The sequence below is a fragment of the Pseudomonas sp. G5001 genome, from assembly GCF_013385475.1.
In the GTDB taxonomy this organism is placed as follows: Bacteria; Pseudomonadota; Gammaproteobacteria; order Pseudomonadales; family Pseudomonadaceae; genus Aquipseudomonas.
This window is the reverse complement of sequence record NZ_JACAPZ010000005.1, coordinates 1-17,699: the sequence shown is the minus strand read 5'-3', so window position 1 is coordinate 17,699 and position 17,699 is coordinate 1. Positions and strand designations below refer to the sequence as shown.

At 59.5% G+C, this 17,699-nt stretch carries 17 protein-coding genes; 3 read left to right on the top strand and 14 right to left on the bottom strand.

What is annotated here, in order from left to right:
• Nucleotides 1-22: 22 nt before the first annotated feature.
• From HX805_RS01425 to HX805_RS01415, 3 genes are all read right to left on the bottom strand, one after another.
• Nucleotides 23-1,681, bottom strand: coding sequence for a Na/Pi cotransporter family protein (locus HX805_RS01425; protein WP_003214770.1), 1,659 nt, complete (start codon nt 1,679-1,681; stop codon nt 23-25).
• Nucleotides 1,682-1,895: 214 nt separating this feature from the next.
• A complete protein-coding gene (locus HX805_RS01420; protein WP_003214768.1) occupies nt 1,896-2,663 on the bottom strand; it encodes a TerC family protein in 768 nt (255 codons plus the stop codon).
• Between the two features lie 65 nt (nt 2,664-2,728).
• Nucleotides 2,729-4,036: a CitMHS family transporter gene (locus tag HX805_RS01415; RefSeq protein WP_003214766.1), complete on the bottom strand. Its 1,308-nt coding sequence runs from the start codon at nt 4,034-4,036 to the stop codon at nt 2,729-2,731.
• Nucleotides 4,037-4,308: 272 nt separating this feature from the next.
• Here HX805_RS01415 and HX805_RS01410 point away from each other — a divergent pair, with 272 nt between their 5' ends.
• Nucleotides 4,309-4,710, top strand: coding sequence for a GFA family protein (locus tag HX805_RS01410; RefSeq protein WP_177116528.1), 402 nt, complete (start codon nt 4,309-4,311; stop codon nt 4,708-4,710).
• Here the strand turns inward: HX805_RS01410 and HX805_RS01405 are convergent.
• The 11 genes from HX805_RS01405 to HX805_RS01355 all read right to left on the bottom strand — a co-directional run bounded on the left by HX805_RS01405 (nt 4,707) and on the right by HX805_RS01355 (nt 14,803).
• Nucleotides 4,707-6,668, bottom strand: coding sequence for a DUF4105 domain-containing protein (locus tag HX805_RS01405; protein WP_003214762.1), 1,962 nt, complete (start codon nt 6,666-6,668; stop codon nt 4,707-4,709). The genes HX805_RS01410 and HX805_RS01405 overlap by 4 nt on opposite strands.
• Entirely contained in the window at nt 6,665-6,985 is a 321-nt protein-coding gene (locus HX805_RS01400) for a DUF2388 domain-containing protein (RefSeq protein ID WP_003214760.1), read from the bottom strand. Before HX805_RS01400 ends, HX805_RS01405 begins: the two co-directional genes overlap by 4 nt.
• Before the next feature lie 26 nt (nt 6,986-7,011).
• Nucleotides 7,012-7,320, bottom strand: coding sequence for a DUF2388 domain-containing protein (locus HX805_RS01395; RefSeq protein WP_008439654.1), 309 nt, complete (start codon nt 7,318-7,320; stop codon nt 7,012-7,014).
• A 106-nt stretch (nt 7,321-7,426) separates the two neighbouring features.
• Nucleotides 7,427-7,747 carry a DUF2388 domain-containing protein gene (locus HX805_RS01390; RefSeq protein ID WP_008439660.1) on the bottom strand — a complete coding sequence of 107 codons (321 nt, stop codon included), beginning with the start codon at nt 7,745-7,747 and terminating at the stop codon, nt 7,427-7,429.
• A 151-nt stretch (nt 7,748-7,898) separates the two neighbouring features.
• Entirely contained in the window at nt 7,899-8,093 is a 195-nt protein-coding gene (locus HX805_RS01385) for a DUF1127 domain-containing protein (RefSeq protein ID WP_177116527.1), read from the bottom strand.
• A 262-nt stretch (nt 8,094-8,355) separates the two neighbouring features.
• Nucleotides 8,356-8,571 carry a DUF1127 domain-containing protein gene (locus tag HX805_RS01380; protein WP_003214752.1) on the bottom strand — a complete coding sequence of 72 codons (216 nt, stop codon included), beginning with the start codon at nt 8,569-8,571 and terminating at the stop codon, nt 8,356-8,358.
• A gap of 318 nt (nt 8,572-8,889) precedes the next feature.
• A complete protein-coding gene (locus HX805_RS01375) occupies nt 8,890-10,383 on the bottom strand; it encodes an acetyl-CoA hydrolase/transferase family protein (protein WP_087694539.1) in 1,494 nt (497 codons plus the stop codon).
• Nucleotides 10,384-10,562: 179 nt separating this feature from the next.
• A complete protein-coding gene (locus tag HX805_RS01370) occupies nt 10,563-11,999 on the bottom strand; it encodes an NAD(P)(+) transhydrogenase (Re/Si-specific) subunit beta (protein WP_003214748.1) in 1,437 nt (478 codons plus the stop codon).
• Entirely contained in the window at nt 11,996-12,319 is a 324-nt protein-coding gene (locus tag HX805_RS01365; protein ID WP_008439664.1) for an NAD(P) transhydrogenase subunit alpha, read from the bottom strand. Before HX805_RS01365 ends, HX805_RS01370 begins: the two co-directional genes overlap by 4 nt.
• Before the next feature lie 15 nt (nt 12,320-12,334).
• A complete protein-coding gene (locus HX805_RS01360; protein WP_177116526.1) occupies nt 12,335-13,456 on the bottom strand; it encodes a Re/Si-specific NAD(P)(+) transhydrogenase subunit alpha in 1,122 nt (373 codons plus the stop codon).
• A gap of 447 nt (nt 13,457-13,903) precedes the next feature.
• On the bottom strand, nt 13,904-14,803 hold the full coding sequence (locus tag HX805_RS01355; protein ID WP_003214745.1) for a LysR family transcriptional regulator: 900 nt from the start codon (nt 14,801-14,803) through the stop codon (nt 13,904-13,906).
• A gap of 157 nt (nt 14,804-14,960) precedes the next feature.
• On the opposite strand from HX805_RS01355, the gene HX805_RS01350 reads away from it, so the two are divergent.
• Nucleotides 14,961-16,142 carry an acyl-CoA dehydrogenase gene (locus HX805_RS01350; RefSeq protein WP_003214743.1) on the top strand — a complete coding sequence of 394 codons (1,182 nt, stop codon included), beginning with the start codon at nt 14,961-14,963 and terminating at the stop codon, nt 16,140-16,142.
• Between the two features lie 13 nt (nt 16,143-16,155).
• The gene (locus HX805_RS01345; RefSeq protein WP_177116525.1) at nt 16,156-17,376 is read left to right on the top strand and encodes a CaiB/BaiF CoA-transferase family protein; all 1,221 of its coding nucleotides are present in this window, start codon (nt 16,156-16,158) and stop codon (nt 17,374-17,376) included.
• The last annotated feature ends 323 nt before the right edge of the window (nt 17,377-17,699 follow it).

Sequence of the window (17,699 nt, the reverse complement as noted above, 5' to 3'; positions counted from 1 at the left end):
GACTTCACTCGCCGTCGTACGTTCAGGGCGAATGGGTGATGTCGGCAATATCGTCCGCCGAGAGGGCGCCGGTGTCGGTGGTTTCCAGCACCACATAAGCGCTGCTGCAGAACAGCGAGTTGAGACGCTTCATGTCGGCAATCAGCTCCAGGTGCAAGGAACTGGTCTCCAGGCTCTGTACGATTTTACGTTGCAAGCGGCTGACGTGGGCGTGGGCCAGGCGACGCTCCTGGGCGCGGAAGCGGCGCTTTTCCCGCAGCAGTTGCCGGGCGCTTTCCGGGTCGGCACTAAGGAACACCGAGAGCCCCAGGCGCAGGTTGGCGATCAGTTGGGTTTGCAGGCCCGCGAGTTCCTCCAGGCCGACTTCGGAGAATGAACGGCGCTGGGAGGTCTTTTGCTGCTGGACCTTGCGCAGCATGCGTTCGATCAGGTCGCCGGCCAGTTTCAGGTTGATCGACAGTTCGATGATCTCGGCCCAGCGTCGGCTGTCCTGTTCGCTGAGGTCTTCCCGGGGCATTTGCGCGAGGTAGAGCTTGATCGCGCTGTAGAGCGCCTCGACATCGTCGCTCAGGCTGCGCATTTCCTGGGTGATGGCGGTTTGCTTGCCGCGCAGCACCTCCAGCATCGAGGTCAGCATGTTGTCGATCAGGTCGCCCAGGCGCAGGGTTTCGCGGGCGGCGTTGGCCAGTGCCAGGCTTGGGGTGGCGAGTGCTGCCAGGTCCAGGTGGCGCGGCTTGGCCAGGCCGTTGACCTCTTCGCGTTCCGGGAGCAACCAGGCGCACAAGCGGGACATCGGGCCGATGGTGGGCAGCAGGATCAGGCAGCGAATAACGTTATAGAGCAGGTGGAAGGTGATCACCATGCCTTGGGCGCTGTAGTCCAGGTTATCCATCCAGCCGACCAGCGGGTCGAGTACCGGGATGATCAGCAGCAAGCCGATCAGCTTGTACAGCAGGCTGCCCAGGGCCACCTGGCGCCCGGCGGCGTTCTGCATGCTGGTGCTGAGGAAGGCCAGCACGCCGCTGCCGATGTTGGCGCCGATCACCAGGCCGATGGCCACGTGCAGGCCGATCACGCCGGCACCGGCGAGGGTCGCGGTCAGCAGGACGGCGGCCAGGCTGGAGTAGGAAATCATCGCGAACAGTGCGCCGACCAGGGCATCGAGCAAGATGTCGCCGGTCAGCGAGGCGAACAGGACCTTGACGCCCTGCGCGTGGGTGATCGGGCCCGCGGCTTCGACGATCAGTTGCAGCGCAAGGATGATCAGCCCGAGGCCGATCCCGACACGGCCCATCTGCCCGGCGCGTGTCTGTTTGCGCGACAGGAAGAAAATCACCCCGAGGAAAATCAACAGCGGCGACAGCCACGACAGGTCAAAGGTCAGCACCCGGGCCATCAGCGCGGTACCGACATCGGCACCGAGCATGGTCGCCAGGGCGGGCATCAGGCCCATCAGGCCCTGGCCGACAAACGAAGTCACCAGCATCGCCGTGGCGTTGCTGCTTTGCACCATGGCCGTCACCAGGATGCCGGCGATAAACGCCAGCCAGCGCTTGGACATGTTCTGCCCGATGACCTGGCGCAAGTTGGAGCCGTAGACCCGCAGGATGCCGGTACGGACGATGTGCGTGCCCCAGATCAGCAGGGTTACCGCGGAAAGCAGATTGAGCAGGGTCAGCATGCTGGGCCCCCTGTGTTGAGTCGTGCTCCAATCGGAGCAAGTGAATAGTGCCGCGTGCCGTTCTACGTCTTGTACTTAAGCTGTAGTTGGCGAATGGGCTCGGCGCCAGCATCGCATAGCTAAAGTCGGGATTGAAACAAAACTGTCATGAAATCAGCTTTTTGCAGATGAAAAAAAGGGGCTCTAAAGCCCCTTTTTCAGCAGCGGGTCCAGGTTATTGACCCGGAATGTCCTTGCGCAGTTTCACAGGGTCCTGCTGTTTCTTCTTTTTCGCGATGGCGGTACGCATCTTGATGTTCACCGCTTCAACCGCCAGGGAGAACGCCATGGCGAAGTAAACGTAGCCTTTTGGCACGTGAACGTCGAAGGCTTCGGCGATCAGCACGGTACCTACCACCAGCAGGAACGACAGCGCCAGCATCTTCAGCGACGGGTGTTTGTCGATGAAATCGCTGATGGTGCCAGCGGCCAGCATCATCACGAGTACGGCGACGATGATCGCGGCCACCATCACCGGTACGTGGGAAACCATACCAACGGCGGTAATCACCGAGTCGAGGGAGAACACGATGTCGATGATCGCGATCTGGATGATGGTGTAGATGAACTTGCCACCGGCGCCCTTCGGCTCGTCGTGGGTTTCGTCTTCACCTTCCAGGGCGTGGTACATCTCCTGGGAGCTTTTCCACAGCAGGAACAGGCCACCGAAGAACAGGATCAGGTCGCGGCCGGAAATGCCTTGGCCGAACACCACGAACAGATCGTCGGTGAGGCGCATGACCCAAGTGATCGACAGCAGCAACAGGATCCGCGTGACCATCGCCAGCGCCAGGCCGAAGATCCGGGTACGCGCCTGCATGTGCTTGGGCATGCGGCTGACCAGGATCGAAATCATGATGATGTTATCGATGCCCAGGACGATCTCGAGGGCCGTCAGGGTGAAGAAGGCAATCCAGATTTCCGGATTGGTCAGCCATTCCATGTGTATTCCTTTGAGCGAGTGTTAGACCGCGCCAGCCTTAAGAGCCGGCGCAGTAAGTTGTACGATTATAGAGTGCTGAACAGCGGAAAAATCCCCATCAGCAAAGCGGCGACCATTATGCACAGGCACACCAGCACCGCCCACTTGAGGGTGAAGCGCTGGTGATCGCCAAATTCGATACCCGCCAGGGCTACCAGCAAGTAGGTCGATGGAACCAGTGGGCTCAACAAGTGCACAGGCTGGCCAACGATTGAGGCGCGGGCCATTTCCACGGCAGTGATGCCGTAGTGGCTGGCGGCTTCGGCCAGTACCGGCAGAACGCCGTAGTAGAAGGCATCGTTGGACATGAAGAAGGTAAACGGCATGCTCACCAGCGCGGTGATCACGGCCAGATAAGGCCCCAGCGCGTCAGGGATGACGGCCAGCAGGCTCTTGGACATGGCATCGACCATGCCGGTACCGGACAGGATGCCGGTGAAGATACCGGCGGCGAAGATCAGGCCGGTGACCGCCAGGACGCTGCCGGCATGGGCGGCGATCCGGTCTTTCTGCATCTGCAGGCATGGGTAGTTGACGATCATCGCGATACTGAAGGCCACCATGAACAGTACCGGCAGTGGCAACAGGCCGGCGATCAAGGTGCACATCAGGGCGAAGGTCAGTGCGCCGTTGAACCATATCAGTTTCGGACGGCGGGCGTCCGGGTATTGCGAGACGCTGATTTCGCTGTGGTCGATTTCATCGCCTTGCAGGTGCAGCTCGCCCAGGCGTGCCCGTTCGCGCTTGCCGTACATATAGGCAATCACCAGGATGGCGACGACGCCGGCGGCCATGGCTGGAATCATCGGTACGAAAATATCCGATGGGTCCACGTGCAATGCACTGGCGGCGCGGGCGGTCGGGCCACCCCATGGGGTCATGTTCATCACCCCACCGGCGAGGATGATCAGGCCGGCCATGATCCGCGGGCTCATGCCGATGCGCTGGTACAGCGGCAGCATGGCGGCCACGCAGATCATGTAGGTGGTGGCGCCGTCTCCGTCCAGTGATACCACCAGGGCCAGCACGGCGGTGCCGACCGAGACCTTCAGCGGGTCGCCCTTGACCAGCTTGAGGATCTTGCGCACGGCCGGGTCGAACAGGCCGGAGTCGATCATCAAGGCGAAATAGAGGATGGCAAACATCAGCATTACGCCGGTCGGCGCAAGCTTGGTGATGCCCGCGAGCATCATCGGGCCGATCTGCGGGGCAAAGCCGCCGAACAGCGCGAACAGGATCGGTACGATGATCAGGGCGATCAGCGCAGACAGGCGCTTGGTCATGATCAGGAACATGAACGTGATGACCATGGCAAAGCCAAGGAAAGTCAGCATAGGAATACTCCAGGCGTAGCGCGGCTAGGGAATGGCGAACCGGTTGGGTCAGCGCAGAACGAAAGGCACGAGGCGTACGGGTGGAGTCGGGGCAAACAGGCGGGTACGGGCGGACATCGGGAATCACCATTGTTGTTGTTAACAACCGGTCTGTTGCCGGTAGTGGTGGGCGATCCTAGTCCCGGAAGCTTTCAGCCAGCTTTCGCTTGAGAAACGGGCTACGTTGAATGGACGACTGGTCCTGTGTGAAATAAGGATGTGGGAGACAGAGCATGCATCAGCAACACCAAGGCGGCTGCCATTGCGGGCGGGTGCGTTATCAGTTCAGCGGGGCGTTGGTGGATATTGCCCACTGCCACTGTTCGATTTGCCGGCGGGTCAGCGGCGGCTTGGTGACAACCTGGATCACCCTGCCCCGTTCCGCGTTCGCCTGGGTGGCGGGAACGCCGGCGCAGTACGAATCTTCGCCGACATGCGTGCGGTATTTCTGTTCTAACTGTGGGGCGCATTTGGCGCTGGTAACGCAACTGAGTGCCGAGAGTATCGATGTGACCATCGCAACCCTGGATCACCCGGAGCTGGCCCCGGCAGATCGGCACATCTGGGTAGAGAGCCGATTGCCGTGGTTACACCTGGATGAGCAACTACCGGAAGAAGCCGGAGAAGCGCTCTAGGGCAGTTCGAACCCGCCGGAGGCCTTGTGCAGTGCGCGCAAGTGCTCGCCTAGCTGCTTGAGGTTGGCTTCACATGCGGCAATCTCCGCCGCGCGGGCCGGTTCCAGCAGCGCCCTCACCTCTTTGTCCAGATCGCCGGTCAGCGACTGCAACTGCTTCTGGCGCGCGGCGCTCTCTGATTCCAGGCGTTTGGATTCTGTTGGTTGTGGCAAGCCGTAACCGCTGGTGCCCAGCAGCTCTGCCGGGCGACTGAGGAAGCCACTGTTGGCAAGGATCTGCTGCAACGTCGCGTTGGCCTTTTCCATGCCGCCGTTCTTCAGCTCGCGGGCGCCAAGGTAGCGTTGCTTGACTTCATCCTGGGCCAGCATGAGCTGCTTGCGGAAGCTCGCCTGTTCCAGCAGCAACAAGGCGGCGCTGGCGCGCAGGTCGGCTTCGGCGAACCATGGGCGGCGCTCTTCGGCACTCAGTGACAACCAATCCTCCACTTCAGCCTGTTTGATCGGCAGGCGCTTTTTCAACACCTCGAACATCGCCTGGTAGCGCTCGCGGAAGGAGTCGAAGTGATAGCCGAGGCGCAGCGCGCGTTTTTTGTCGTCCAGCACACTGGTATCGGCCAGGCCTCGGCCCTTGAGGACTTCCAGCAGGCCATTGGGCGTGATGTTGTCCAGGCCGGTCAGCTGCGGGTTGGCGCTGCCGCTGCGTAACAGTTTCAGGCTCTCGACTGCGCAGTTGTTGGAGATGAAGAAGTAGTTGCCGTCGTAGCTCCAGTGCATTTCGGCGGCGTGTTCGACGGTATCGTTGATCTCCTGGCGCGTGAGCTTCAACGGCACCGACGCCAGGCCGCGCAGCTCGGTCTTGGTGTACTCGTCAATGACCTGAGACAGCGGCAGCACGAACAGCCGCGACGGGTATTTGCCGATCAGGCCGTCCCAGCTCGACAGTTGTACGTCACCGACAAACGCGCGGTAGGACAACACCAGGTGCTGGTCCAGGTCCAGGCGGCAGTCCGGGCCCCGTGGCCGGCCGGGGGCGCAGATCACCAGGCGCAGCATGCTGTGGCCCCAGCGACTCACGAGGTTCTGGTTGGCTTCGGCCAGCAGGTAGTCGATTTCGTAGACCCGCTCGGGGTCGACCTGGCCCAGTGGAGTCTTGGCGAAGTCGTTGCCGGCGTTGAGGAAGGCGTAGGTTTTGGCACAGGTGTCCTTGGCGGGCGGCGCCCAGCCAAAGTGTTCCTTGTAATAGCGGTACAGCGAAGGCCGGCGGCAGGCATAGCTCGGGTCGAGGAGGAAGTACTCCATGTTGACGGCGACGAATTCCAGCGGGCTGGTGGTTTCGTAGATGTCCGGGCTGCGGGCGACCTGATGGTTGTTCTGTTCACGTTCGCCGCGACGGCCGACGTATTGCGGCCACCCGGCGAGGTCCAGCAGGCGTGGGTCATCGCTGAGGGTAAAGCGGCGGTCGTTCTGGCCCCGGCATTGATCGGGCAGGCCGATCAGGCCGGTGATGTTGTTCTGGCGGCTGCAACGCTGGATCAGCTTGCGGTCGGCGCTGGACCACAGGCGGGCACGGTCATAGATGTGGGTCAGTTCATGCAGCACGGTGGCGAGCATTTCCCGGCGCACGGTCCCGTGGGGGCGATTGGTTTTTTGCGTCGCGGCACTGCCGTCGGTAAGGCTTTCCAGCAAGTTGCTGTTGAGGTCCAGTTCGGACACCAGCGAAGCCTGGCCGTAGGCGTTCTCGGGCATCTTGTCGGTCCAGCCGACGTCGATGGTCCGGTCCAGTTGCTCGATGAAGCGCGGCGGCAACGCCTGCATCGCTTCATCCAGCAATGCCTGGCTCGCCTGCTGCTGGGCCGGGCTCAAGCCATCGGTCTTGAGCCGCAGTTGCAGGGCGGCCTGAGCCGCGCTGGCGCCCAGCAGCAAGGTGCCGGCCAGTAGCCAGGCGGCAATGCGCCTCACAGAGAGAGGATAGCTTCGGCGAGGACCTGGTCGCTGGCGTCGCGGGCTTCCGGCACGCGGGTTCGCAGGGTGTCGAAGGCGGCTTCCAGTTGAGCGCCACGAATCTCGCCATTGCTGGCGACGAAACTGGCGGCATCGTCGTGGGCTTCGCGTACGACTTTGGAGTCGCGGATGGACGTGGTGGTGTCCGAGGTGAAATCGATGGTACGGGCCGAGGCTCGGACGATGATGTTACTGGTGGCCTTCAGGGTTTGTGCCTGGGCAACACCGGCCAACAACAGCAGGCCGAGAGCGGCGGCGATCAGCGGGCTACGCATGGAATGACTCCGAAATACAAAGATGATTATTGGACGAGAATTGCTTGCGCCAGTTCAAGGTCACTGGCGTTAAGTTTTGGCTGGGTATGGCGCAGATAATCCAGCGCTGATTCCAGTCGGGCTCCCCGCCATTGGCCGTCAGTGGCAATGAAAGCGGCAGCGTCATCCTGGGCGGCCAGTATCAGTTTATGGTCGAACGGTGCGGAGGTCACTTTGCTGGTGGCATACGCACTGACAACGAGGCTCTGGGTGGACAGGTCAAAGGCCGGAGCTTGCGTGGACCAGCAGGTGCAAAACACTACGGGAGCGATCAACAGGCGGTATGAAAAAGCCATGGGACTCGACAACTGAAAACGAGCGCCAAGGCTAGCGCAATGCCCGGGCGAGAGCCAGCGCGGAGGGTTCGGGGAGCGCCTGGCGCCCCCTTTATCCCACCTGCGGTCAGATGGCCAGGATCGCCTGGGCCAGCTGCGCGTCAGTCGCGGTATTCAGTTGTGGAGCCTGTTGGCGGATCTGGGCCAGGGCGCTTTCCAGTTTTACGCCACGGATGGCGCCTTCGCTGGCAACGAAGCTGGCGGCGTCGTCACGGGCGGCACGTACGACCTTGTTGTCACGCAGGGAGGAAGTGGCATCGGAGGTGGCGTCTGAGGTGGCTTTCAGTGCGCCGACGATCGAATCCGTGGTCACGATCAGGCTGGAGGCGTTGGCATTGGCAGCCAGGGCCAGCAGGGCTGCAGCGCTCAGCAGGTGAAGACGGGACATGGGGTGACTCCTGTAAATGAACGAAAGGGTGGCACAAAGCTACTGCTTGAGCAGCGAGACCATGGGCATCAGACGCCCGTTCTACAGGGTTCGCCACGTGGTAGCCGGATATTAGCCGCCGCTTATCTGTTCGGATAGCTTCCTGCGGTGATTACTCGCGCCAGAACGATTTGGTCAGCTCAGATGCCCGGTCGCCGTGACTGATACCCGCATCGGACAATTCCCGCGGATCCAGTTGAGCCAGCAGCCTGCGTGTGCGGGCCCGTTGCCCCCAGCAGACGAGTGCTGCAGCGGTGCGCTTGAGTAGCTGTATCAACCGAGGGTGTTGCTGGTTTTTGGTATTCATGACGCGCGCCTTTCATGAGGTCCTGGAACACCATCTTGGGCTGGAGGGTGCTACCGGTACAGATACACGCGGGTTAAATTGTACTGATTAATTGTTATGTTTTTTAAACTGTATCGGTCTGTAGAAAGCCGACTGTTTTCGCCATTGAAAATCCAAACCCCAGAAACAGCAGAACCCGCCGCCGGTTACCCGGGGCGGGTTCTGCTTTAACAATTCGGAGTGCTGGCGGTGGACCCGGTGGGTCAGGGCCAGCGGACGCTAATTAGCGCCAGAACGGCTTGCTCAGCTCTTCGTAGCGTTGTGCTTCGCTGATACCGGCGTCAGCCAGCAGACGCGAATCCAGACGAGCCAGTTGATGGCGGCTGGAGATGCGGCGCTGCCACAACATCAGGTTGGCGAGAACGCGCAGAGGCAGGGAAGCCTGGGTGTTTACAGCTTTTTCTTCGAAGAACAGATCGGAACTGAGTGTACGTTCCATGATGACATCCTTCCGCTTGTGGCGGGATTAGGTAGTGGTTTAACTGGTGCCAATGATCCTCCTCCCGCGCAAGACTCTCTAGATACAGTTCACCTGTATTGTGAGGGGCCAGTTAACTGTTTATAGGGGCTGTACTGTACGAAATTGGAGCAACTGTACCTGTCGGCACTTTTATGGTGCGTTTTAGGCGTTTATGGAGTTCGAGGTAGGATATTTCGGTAGGAAATGACCGGTACAGCAGTACAGTTTTTTATAAAAGTTGGGCTCGGAAGCTCGGGCTGATGAAACTGTGTTTGCATCAGCCCGAATCTGTATCAATCACGCCTTCAGCATATGCCCGGTTTCTTCCAGGTTGATGTGCCAACTCAGTGCTTCTCGCAGGATATGCGGGGTGTGCCCGCCCAGCACACAGGCTTGGGTGAAGTAGGTGTTCAGGGCATCGCGGTACGCCGGGTGCACACAGTTGTCGATGATGACCCGAGCCCGCTCCCGCGGCGCCAGGCCCCGCAGGTCCGCCAGGCCGACCTCGGTCACGAGGATGTCGACGTCATGCTCGGTATGGTCCACATGGCTGACCATTGGCACCACGCTGGAAATCGCGCCGGCCTTGGCAATCGACTTGGTGACAAAGATCGCCAGGTGCGCGTTGCGCGCGAAGTCGCCCGAGCCGCCAATTCCGTTCATCATCCGGGTGCCGCAGACGTGGGTGGAGTTGACGTTGCCATAGATGTCGAACTCCAGCGCGGTGTTAATGCCGATGATGCCCAGGCGCCGCACCACTTCCGGGTGATTGGAGATTTCCTGGGGCCGCAGCACCAATTTGTCTTTGTAGCGCTCCAGGTTGCCGAACACGTCGGCGTTGCGCCGTTCCGACAATGTGATCGAACTGCCTGAGGCAAAGCTCAGCTTGCCTGCGTCGATCAGGTCGAATGTGGAATCCTGGAGGACTTCCGAATACATCGTCAGGTCTTCGAAGGGCGACTCGATCAAACCGCACATCACCGCATTGGCAATGTTGCCGATGCCTGCCTGCAGCGGGCCGAGCTTGTTGGTCATGCGTCCGGCGTCGACTTCTTCTTTAAGGAAGTTGATCAGGTGATTGGCGATCGACTGGGTGTCGCTGTCGGGCGGCGTCACGGTGGAGGCCGAATCCGCCTGATTGGTGATGACGATCGCGACGATCTTTTCCGGCGGAATCGGAATCGCGGTGCTGCCGATACGGTCGTCCACGGCCACCAGCGGAATTGGCGTGCGGGTCGGGCGATAGCTCGGGATATAGATGTCGTGCAGGCCTTCCAGGTTCGGGTTATGCGCCATGTTGATCTCGACGATCACCTGCTTGGCGAAAATCGCGAAACTGGCGGAGTTGCCCACGGAAGTGGTTGGCACAATGTGGCCTTGCTCGGTGATCGCTACGGCTTCGATCACCGCGATGTCCGGTAGCTTGAGCTGATTGTTGCGCAACTGCTCGACGGTTTCCGACAAATGCTGGTCGATAAACATCACCTCGCCGGCGTTGATCGCCTTGCGCAGGGTGCTATCTACCTGGAATGGCATGCGTCGCGACAGTACACCGGCCTCGGTCAGTTGCTTGTCCAGGTCGTTGCCCAGGCTGGCGCCGGTCATCAGGGTAATTTTCAGCGGTGATGTCTTGGCGCGTTCGGCCAAGGCGTGGGGCACGGCCTTGGCTTCACCGGCGCGGGTGAAGCCGCTCATGCCGACGGTCATGCCGTCCTGGATCAGTGCGGCAGCGTCAGCCGCGCTCATGACCTTGTTCAACAACGAAGGCAAGCGGATACGATCACGGTACATGGATTGTTATCTCGGGCTACGGAAGCAAGATGCGCAGTCTAGTGATTTCAAAAAATTTCGTCCCGCTACCATGGTCGAATGCCAGGCAGCGATTTAGAGCCTTTTGTCGGTTTTTACCGGCAATAAAAAACCCCAGCCTACTAAAGGCCAGGGTTTTGGGTATTGCGCTGGCGCAGTGTTTATTCGACGGCCTTGACCATGTCTTCGATGACCTTCTTGGCGTCGCCGAAGACCATCATGGTCTTGTCCAGGTAGAACAGTTCGTTGTCCAGGCCGGCATAGCCGCTGGCCATCGAGCGCTTGTTGACGATGATGGTCTTGGCCTTGAACGCTTCGAGGATCGGCATGCCCGCGATGGGCGACTTGGGATCGTTCTTGGCGGCCGGGTTGACCACGTCGTTGGCGCCTAGCACCAGCACCACGTCGGCCTGGCCGAACTCGGAGTTGATGTCTTCCATCTCGAACACCTGGTCGTAAGGCACTTCTGCCTCGGCCAGCAATACGTTCATGTGACCAGGCATACGGCCTGCAACCGGGTGGATCGCGTACTTCACGGTCACGCCGCGGTGGGTCAGCTTCTCGGTCAGCTCTTTCAGCGCATGTTGTGCCCGTGCCACCGCCAGGCCGTAGCCCGGTACGATGATTACGGTGTCGGCGTTGGTCAGCAGGAAGGTTGCATCGTCAGCCGAGCCGGATTTCACCGGGCGCGCTTCTTTCGAGCCGGCCGGGCCGGCGGCGTCTGCCGTGTTGCCGAAACCGCCGAGCAGTACATTAAAGAAGGAGCGGTTCATCGCCTTGCACATGATGTACGACAGGATCGCACCGCTTGAACCCACCAGCGAACCGGCGATGATCAGCATCGAGTTGTTCAGCGAGAAGCCGATCCCCGCCGCAGCCCAGCCGGAGTAGCTGTTGAGCATCGAGACGACCACCGGCATGTCGGCGCCGCCAATCGGGATAATGATCAGCACGCCCAGCACGAACGCCAGGGCCAGCATCAATGCGAAGGCGCTGAGGTTGCCGGTGAACATGAAGGCTAGGCCCAGGCCCAGCGTCAACAGCCCCAGCACCAGGTTCAGCTTGTGCTGACCGCCGAACTGTACTGGTGCGCCCTGAAACAGGCGGAACTTGTACTTACCCGACAGCTTGCCGAAGGCGATGACCGAGCCGGAGAACGTAATTGCACCGATGGCTGCACCGAGGAACAACTCCAGGCGGTTACCGGCGGGGATCGAATCCCCCAGGTGTTTCACGATACCCAGCGACTGTGGTTCCACGACTGCGGCGATGGCGATAAACACTGCAGCCAGGCCGATCATGCTGTGCATGAACGCCACCAGCTCCGGCATCTTGGTCATTTCCACGCGCTTGGCCATGATCGAGCCGGCGGTGCCGCCGACCAGCAGGCCAACGATGACGTAGCCAATGCCGGCAGTGGCCAGCTCGGCGCCGAGCTTATAGATAAGGCCCACGGTGGTGAGCACTGCCAGCGCCATGCCGAGCATGCCGAACAGGTTGCCGCGCCGGGACGTCGTCGGGTGTGACAGGCCTTTAAGGGCCTGGATAAAGCAGATCGACGCGATCAGGTAGAGCGTCGTGACCAGATTCATGCTCATGACGATGGCGCCTCTTCTTTTGCTTTCGGGGCTTTCTTCTTGAACATCTCAAGCATCCTGCGGGTAACCAGGAAGCCACCGAACACGTTGACCGCTGCGAGCGCCACGGCCAGGGTGCCCATGGTCTTGCCCAGTGGTGTCACGGTGAGTGCGGCTGCCAGCATGGCGCCGACGATCACGATCGCCGAAATCGCATTGGTCACGGCCATCAGCGGGGTGTGCAGGGCCGGGGTGACGTTCCAGACCACGTGATAGCCGACATAAATCGCCAGCACGAAGATGATCAGGTTGTAGATACCGGGGGAAATAAGCTCTTCCATCGTCTGAATCCCTGCTTAGGCGTTTTTGCGGATGACTTGGCCGTCGCGGCACATCAGGCACGCGGCGACGATGTCGTCTTCGAGGTTGATTTCAAACTGCCCTTCCTTGGTGAAGACCAGCTTCAGGAAGTCCAGCAGGTTGCGTGCGTACAGCGCCGAGGCATCGGCGGCGACGGCGCCGGCCAGGTTGGTCGGGCCGCAGATGGTCACACCGTTTTCCACGACCACCTGGTCTGCCACGGTCAGCGGGCAGTTGCCGCCCTGGGCTGCGGCGAGGTCGATGACCACCGAGCCTGGCTTCATCTGTGCGACGGTCTCGGCGCTGAGCAGGGTCGGTGCCTTGCGACCCGGAATCAATGCGGTGGTGATGACGATGTCGGCTTGCTTGGTACGTTCATGCACGGCCAGGGCCTGGCGCTGCATCCAGCTTGTTGGCATTGGGCGCGCGTAACCGCCCACGCCAACCGCGCATTCACGTTCTTCATCAGTTTCGTATGGCACGTCGACGAACTTGGCGCCCAGGGATTCGATCTGTTCCTTTACCGCCGGACGCACGTCGGACGCTTCGATGACCGCACCCAGGCGTTTCGCGGTAGCGATCGCCTGCAGCCCTGCTACACCAGCTCCAAGAATCAGCACGCGAGCGGCTTTCACCGTACCGGCGGCGGTCATCAGCATTGGCATGAAGCGTGGGTAGTGATGGGCGGCGAGCAGTACAGCCTTGTAGCCGGCAATGTTTGCCTGGGAAGAAAGCACATCCAGGCTCTGCGCGCGGGAGGTGCGCGGCGCGGCCTCAAGGGCAAAGGCCGTGATGCCATGCTCGGCCAGTCGAGTGATGGTTTCGTTGCTGAACGGATTGAGCATGCCCACCAGCACTGCGCCGCTTTTGATCAGCGTCAGTTCGCTGTCATTGGGGGCGACCACCTTGAGGATCAGCTCGGCGCCGAATGCATCACTGGCGCTGCCAATGGTTGCGCCCGCTGCTTCATAGGCACTGTCGACGACACTGGCATTGATGCCTGCCCCGCTTTGCACAGTGACCTTGTGGCCCTGGCCGATCAGCTTCTTGATGGTTTCCGGGGTGGCAGCCACCCGCGTTTCACCGGTCTGGGTTTCGAGAGGAACACCAATGTGCACGTCAAATCTCCTGCATGATCTTTTTGCTTTGATTTTTGTAAAAGGCCAGTGCGCCACGACAGGCGAATCTGGGCGGCCGATCAGCACGATCCCGCTGAAATACAGCGGGGCGCGGCATTTTGCAGGCGAACTTTACGGCCTTCAAGAGATTATGACGGGTGACAAAAAATTAACTACAAGTCACCCCGTGACCGATTGTCGCAATGGATAGATTAAAGTCGTTTAAATACAGGAGATTAAAGAGTTTTTACCGAAATATCAGCGCTTCTCCATCGCCGACGTGAATGATTGGGCATCGCTGCAATTTTATGGCTACAGGCCAATACCTACATGGCTTAAAGGCCATTTCAGGGTCAAAAGATGCGGTCTTCTAAATTGCGACATATATATACATATGTAGGTATTTTATTTTGTTGACTACAAAGTTAATAAATTGACGAAGACCCTTTAGATATTGGGGTTGTAACGATGCGACTGATCAATCAGCCAGTCTCTGAACGCATGCAGAGAAGCTGATTCGACCTTTCTCTCGGGAATCATCAGGTAGTAAGCCTTTGAGCTCGCCAGTACCTGAGGGCTGGCAATCACCAAGTGCCCATCGCTCAGTTCCCTTTGAATAAGGAACGGCGGTATCAGTGCAATGCCCATATCGTGCATGGCTGCCTGGGACAACATGGAGAATAGCTCGTAACGCGGGCCTGTCATGTCGCGGGGTATGTCCAGCTGTTGCGCGTTGAACCACTGGCGCCAGGCATAGGGTCGAGTAGTTTGTTGCAGCAGGGGCAGTTCGGCGATTTCGTGTGCAGTGAAGTGCGTGCGATCGCCCAGCAAGCGCGGGCTGCATACCGGGAGCGGGTTTTCTCCCATCAGTTTGTGGGATTCGGTACCGGACCAGTCGGCATCGCCAAAGTAGATTGCCGCGTCGAATTCGGTATCGGCGAACAGGAAAGGCCGTGTGCGGTTGGTCAGGTTGACGGTGACTTCGGGATGCTGGTGCTGAAAGTCCTTGAGGCGTGGGATCAGCCATTGGGTGCCGAACGTCGGGACCACCGCCAGTTCAATAACGTTGGTGCCCTGCTGTCCCATGATCGAAAGGGTGTCGCGTTCCACGGCGTCAAGTTGCGTAGCCACCCGGCGACTGTAGGAAAGCCCTGCTTCTGTCAGTTTCACGCCCCGGCGCGAGCGTCGAAACAGCTCGACACTTAAAAACTCCTCAAGACTGGCGATTTGTCGGCAGATTGCGCCCTGGGTGATCGAAAGCTCCTGTGCCGCCTTGGTAAAGCTCTCGTGGCGGGCAGCAGCCTCGAAACTGACCAGCGCCGTGGTGCTGGGAATTTTTCTGCGCATGTACCGTGACCTCACAAGTAAAGAGCATCTATGCCGCTTTTGAATGTTACGGAGTGAGAAATTAGCACAAGGCTATGCAAAATCCTCGTTTGCCCTCCTCGCCTGCCCGGCCTAGGCTCCATGCACGACTTTTGATTTACTTCGCGAGGACTCACTCATGGGCGGTAAGGCAAGCTTCAACTGGATCGATCCACTGCTGCTGGATTCACAGCTCACCGAAGAAGAACGCATGGTGCGCGACAGTGCCCAACAGTTCGCCCAGGACAAGCTGGCGCCCCGTGTTCTCGAAGCCTTCCGCCATGAAAAGACTGACCCTGCGATCTTCCGCGAAATGGGTGAGACCGGCCTGCTGGGGGCGATGATTCCAGAGCAGTACGGTGGCAGTGGATTGAACTACGTCAGCTATGGCCTGATCGCTCGTGAAGTAGAGCGTGTGGACTCTGGCTACCGTTCGATGATGAGTGTGCAGTCCTCACTGGTGATGGTGCCTATCAATGAATTCGGTACCGAAGCGCAAAAGCAGAAATACCTGCCGAAGCTGGCCTCTGGTGAATGGATTGGCTGCTTTGGCCTGACCGAGCCTAACCATGGTTCCGACCCGGGCGCGATGATTACCCGCGCGCGCAAAGTGGATGGCGGCTACAGCCTCACTGGCAGCAAGATGTGGATTACCAACAGCCCGATTGCGGATGTGTTCGTGGTGTGGGGCAAGGACGATGCGGGCGACATTCGCGGCTTCGTGCTGGAAAAGGGTTGGAAAGGCCTGAGTGCTCCGGCGATCCACGGCAAGGTCGGATTGCGCGCCTCGATCACCGGTGAAATCGTCATGGATAACGTGTTTGTTCCTGAAGAGAACATCTTCCCGGATGTGCGTGGCCTGAAAGGACCGTTCACTTGCCTTAACTCGGCACGCTACGGGATCTCGTGGGGTGCCCTGGGGGCCGCGGAATTCTGCTGGCATACCGCGCGTCAGTACACCCTTGATCGCCAGCAGTTCGGGCGGCCTTTGGCGGCTACTCAACTGATCCAGAAGAAGCTCGCAGACATGCAGACTGAAATCACCCTGGCGCTGCAAGGATGCCTGCGGTTGGGTCGTATGAAGGATGAGGGCACTGCGGCTGTGGAAATCACCTCGATCATGAAGCGTAACTCGTGTGGCAAGTCGCTCGACATTGCCCGGATGGCGCGTGACATGCTCGGTGGTAACGGCATCTCGGATGAGTTCGGCATTGCCCGCCACCTGGTCAACCTTGAAGTGGTGAATACCTATGAGGGTACTCACGACGTGCATGCATTGATCCTGGGGCGAGCGCAAACCGGTATTCAGGCGTTCTATTAATAGGAGAACGACCATGGGCGCGCTTTCGCACCTGCGGGTACTGGATTTGTCGCGAGTGCTGGCGGGCCCTTGGGCCGGGCAGATACTTGCAGACCTTGGCGCTGAAGTGATCAAGGTCGAGCGGCCCGGGAGTGGCGACGACACTCGTGCCTGGGGGCCACCCTTCCTCAAGGATGCGTATGGGGAAAACACCACTGAGGCGGCGTATTACCTGTCTGCCAATCGCAACAAGGAATCGGTGACGATCGACTTCACGCGGCCGGAGGGCCAGAAGCTGGTGCGTGACCTGGCGGCGAAGTCCGACATTCTGATCGAGAACTTCAAGGTAGGCGGCTTGGCGGCCTATGGGTTGGACTATGAGTCGCTCAAGGAGATCAATCCGGAGTTGATCTACTGCTCGATTACCGGGTTTGGTCAAACCGGGCCCTATGCGACGCGGGCGGGCTACGACTTCATGATCCAGGGGCTTGGCGGGCTGATGAGCCTGACTGGCCGCCCGGAGGGTGAAGACGGCGCCGGACCGGTTAAGGTTGGCGTGGCGCTGACGGATATTCTTACGGGGCTTTACTCGACAGTTGCGATCCTGGCGGCCATGGCTCACCGGGATCATGATGGTGGCGGCCAGCATATCGATATGGCGTTGCTGGATGTGCAGGTGGCTTGTCTGGCTAATCAGGCGATGAACTACCTGACGACGGGCGTCTCTCCAAAGCGCCTGGGTAACGCTCATCCGAATATCGTTCCCTATCAGGATTTTCCTACGGCGGATGGCGACTTCATTCTTACTGTGGGTAATGATGGGCAGTTCCGCAAATTTGCCGAAGTGGCTGGGCAGCCCCAGTGGGCGGATGATCCTAGGTTTGCTACTAATAAGCTGCGAGTGGCTAACAGGGCGGTGCTGATTCCGTTGATCCGTCAGGCTACCGTGTTCAAGAGCACGGCTGAATGGGTGGCTCAGCTGGAGCGAGTAGGTGTGCCTTGCGGCCCGATCAATGACCTGGCGCAGGTGTTTGCCGATCCTCAGGTGAAAGCGCGCGGGTTGGCGATGCAGTTGCCTCATGCGTTGGCTGGTACTGTGCCCCAGGTGGCAAGTCCTATGCGCCTGTCCAAGACGCCTGTTGAATACCGCAGCGCACCTCCGCTGTTGGGTGAGCATACCCATCAGGTGCTGCAGCAAGTGCTGGGTTTGACGCCAGCGAATGTGTCGGCTTTGAGGGAGGCCGGGGTCATCTGAAGCTTCTCTTCTATATAGAGGGTTGTTGAGGCTCTCTATATGGAGGGAAGTTGGTCGGTTTTTAGCCAGAAATGCCTATTTGATAGAAAAGCTGAATTAAGGGTTGACGGCAGATTCTGGAAGTCTATAATTCGCCCCACTTCCGGCGCAGTCGAAACGGAAAACTCCTTGGTAAACAAAGAGTTATGTAGGTTTCGGCAGCGAGTTGCTTCAGGTCATCGAAGCCCAGAAGGAGTTAGTAAGGCAGTGTTGTTTGGCCCTATTAACGTTTCGATCTTCTCGGTCGAAAGCGGAGAAAAAGAGGTGTTGACAGCAGCGTGTAA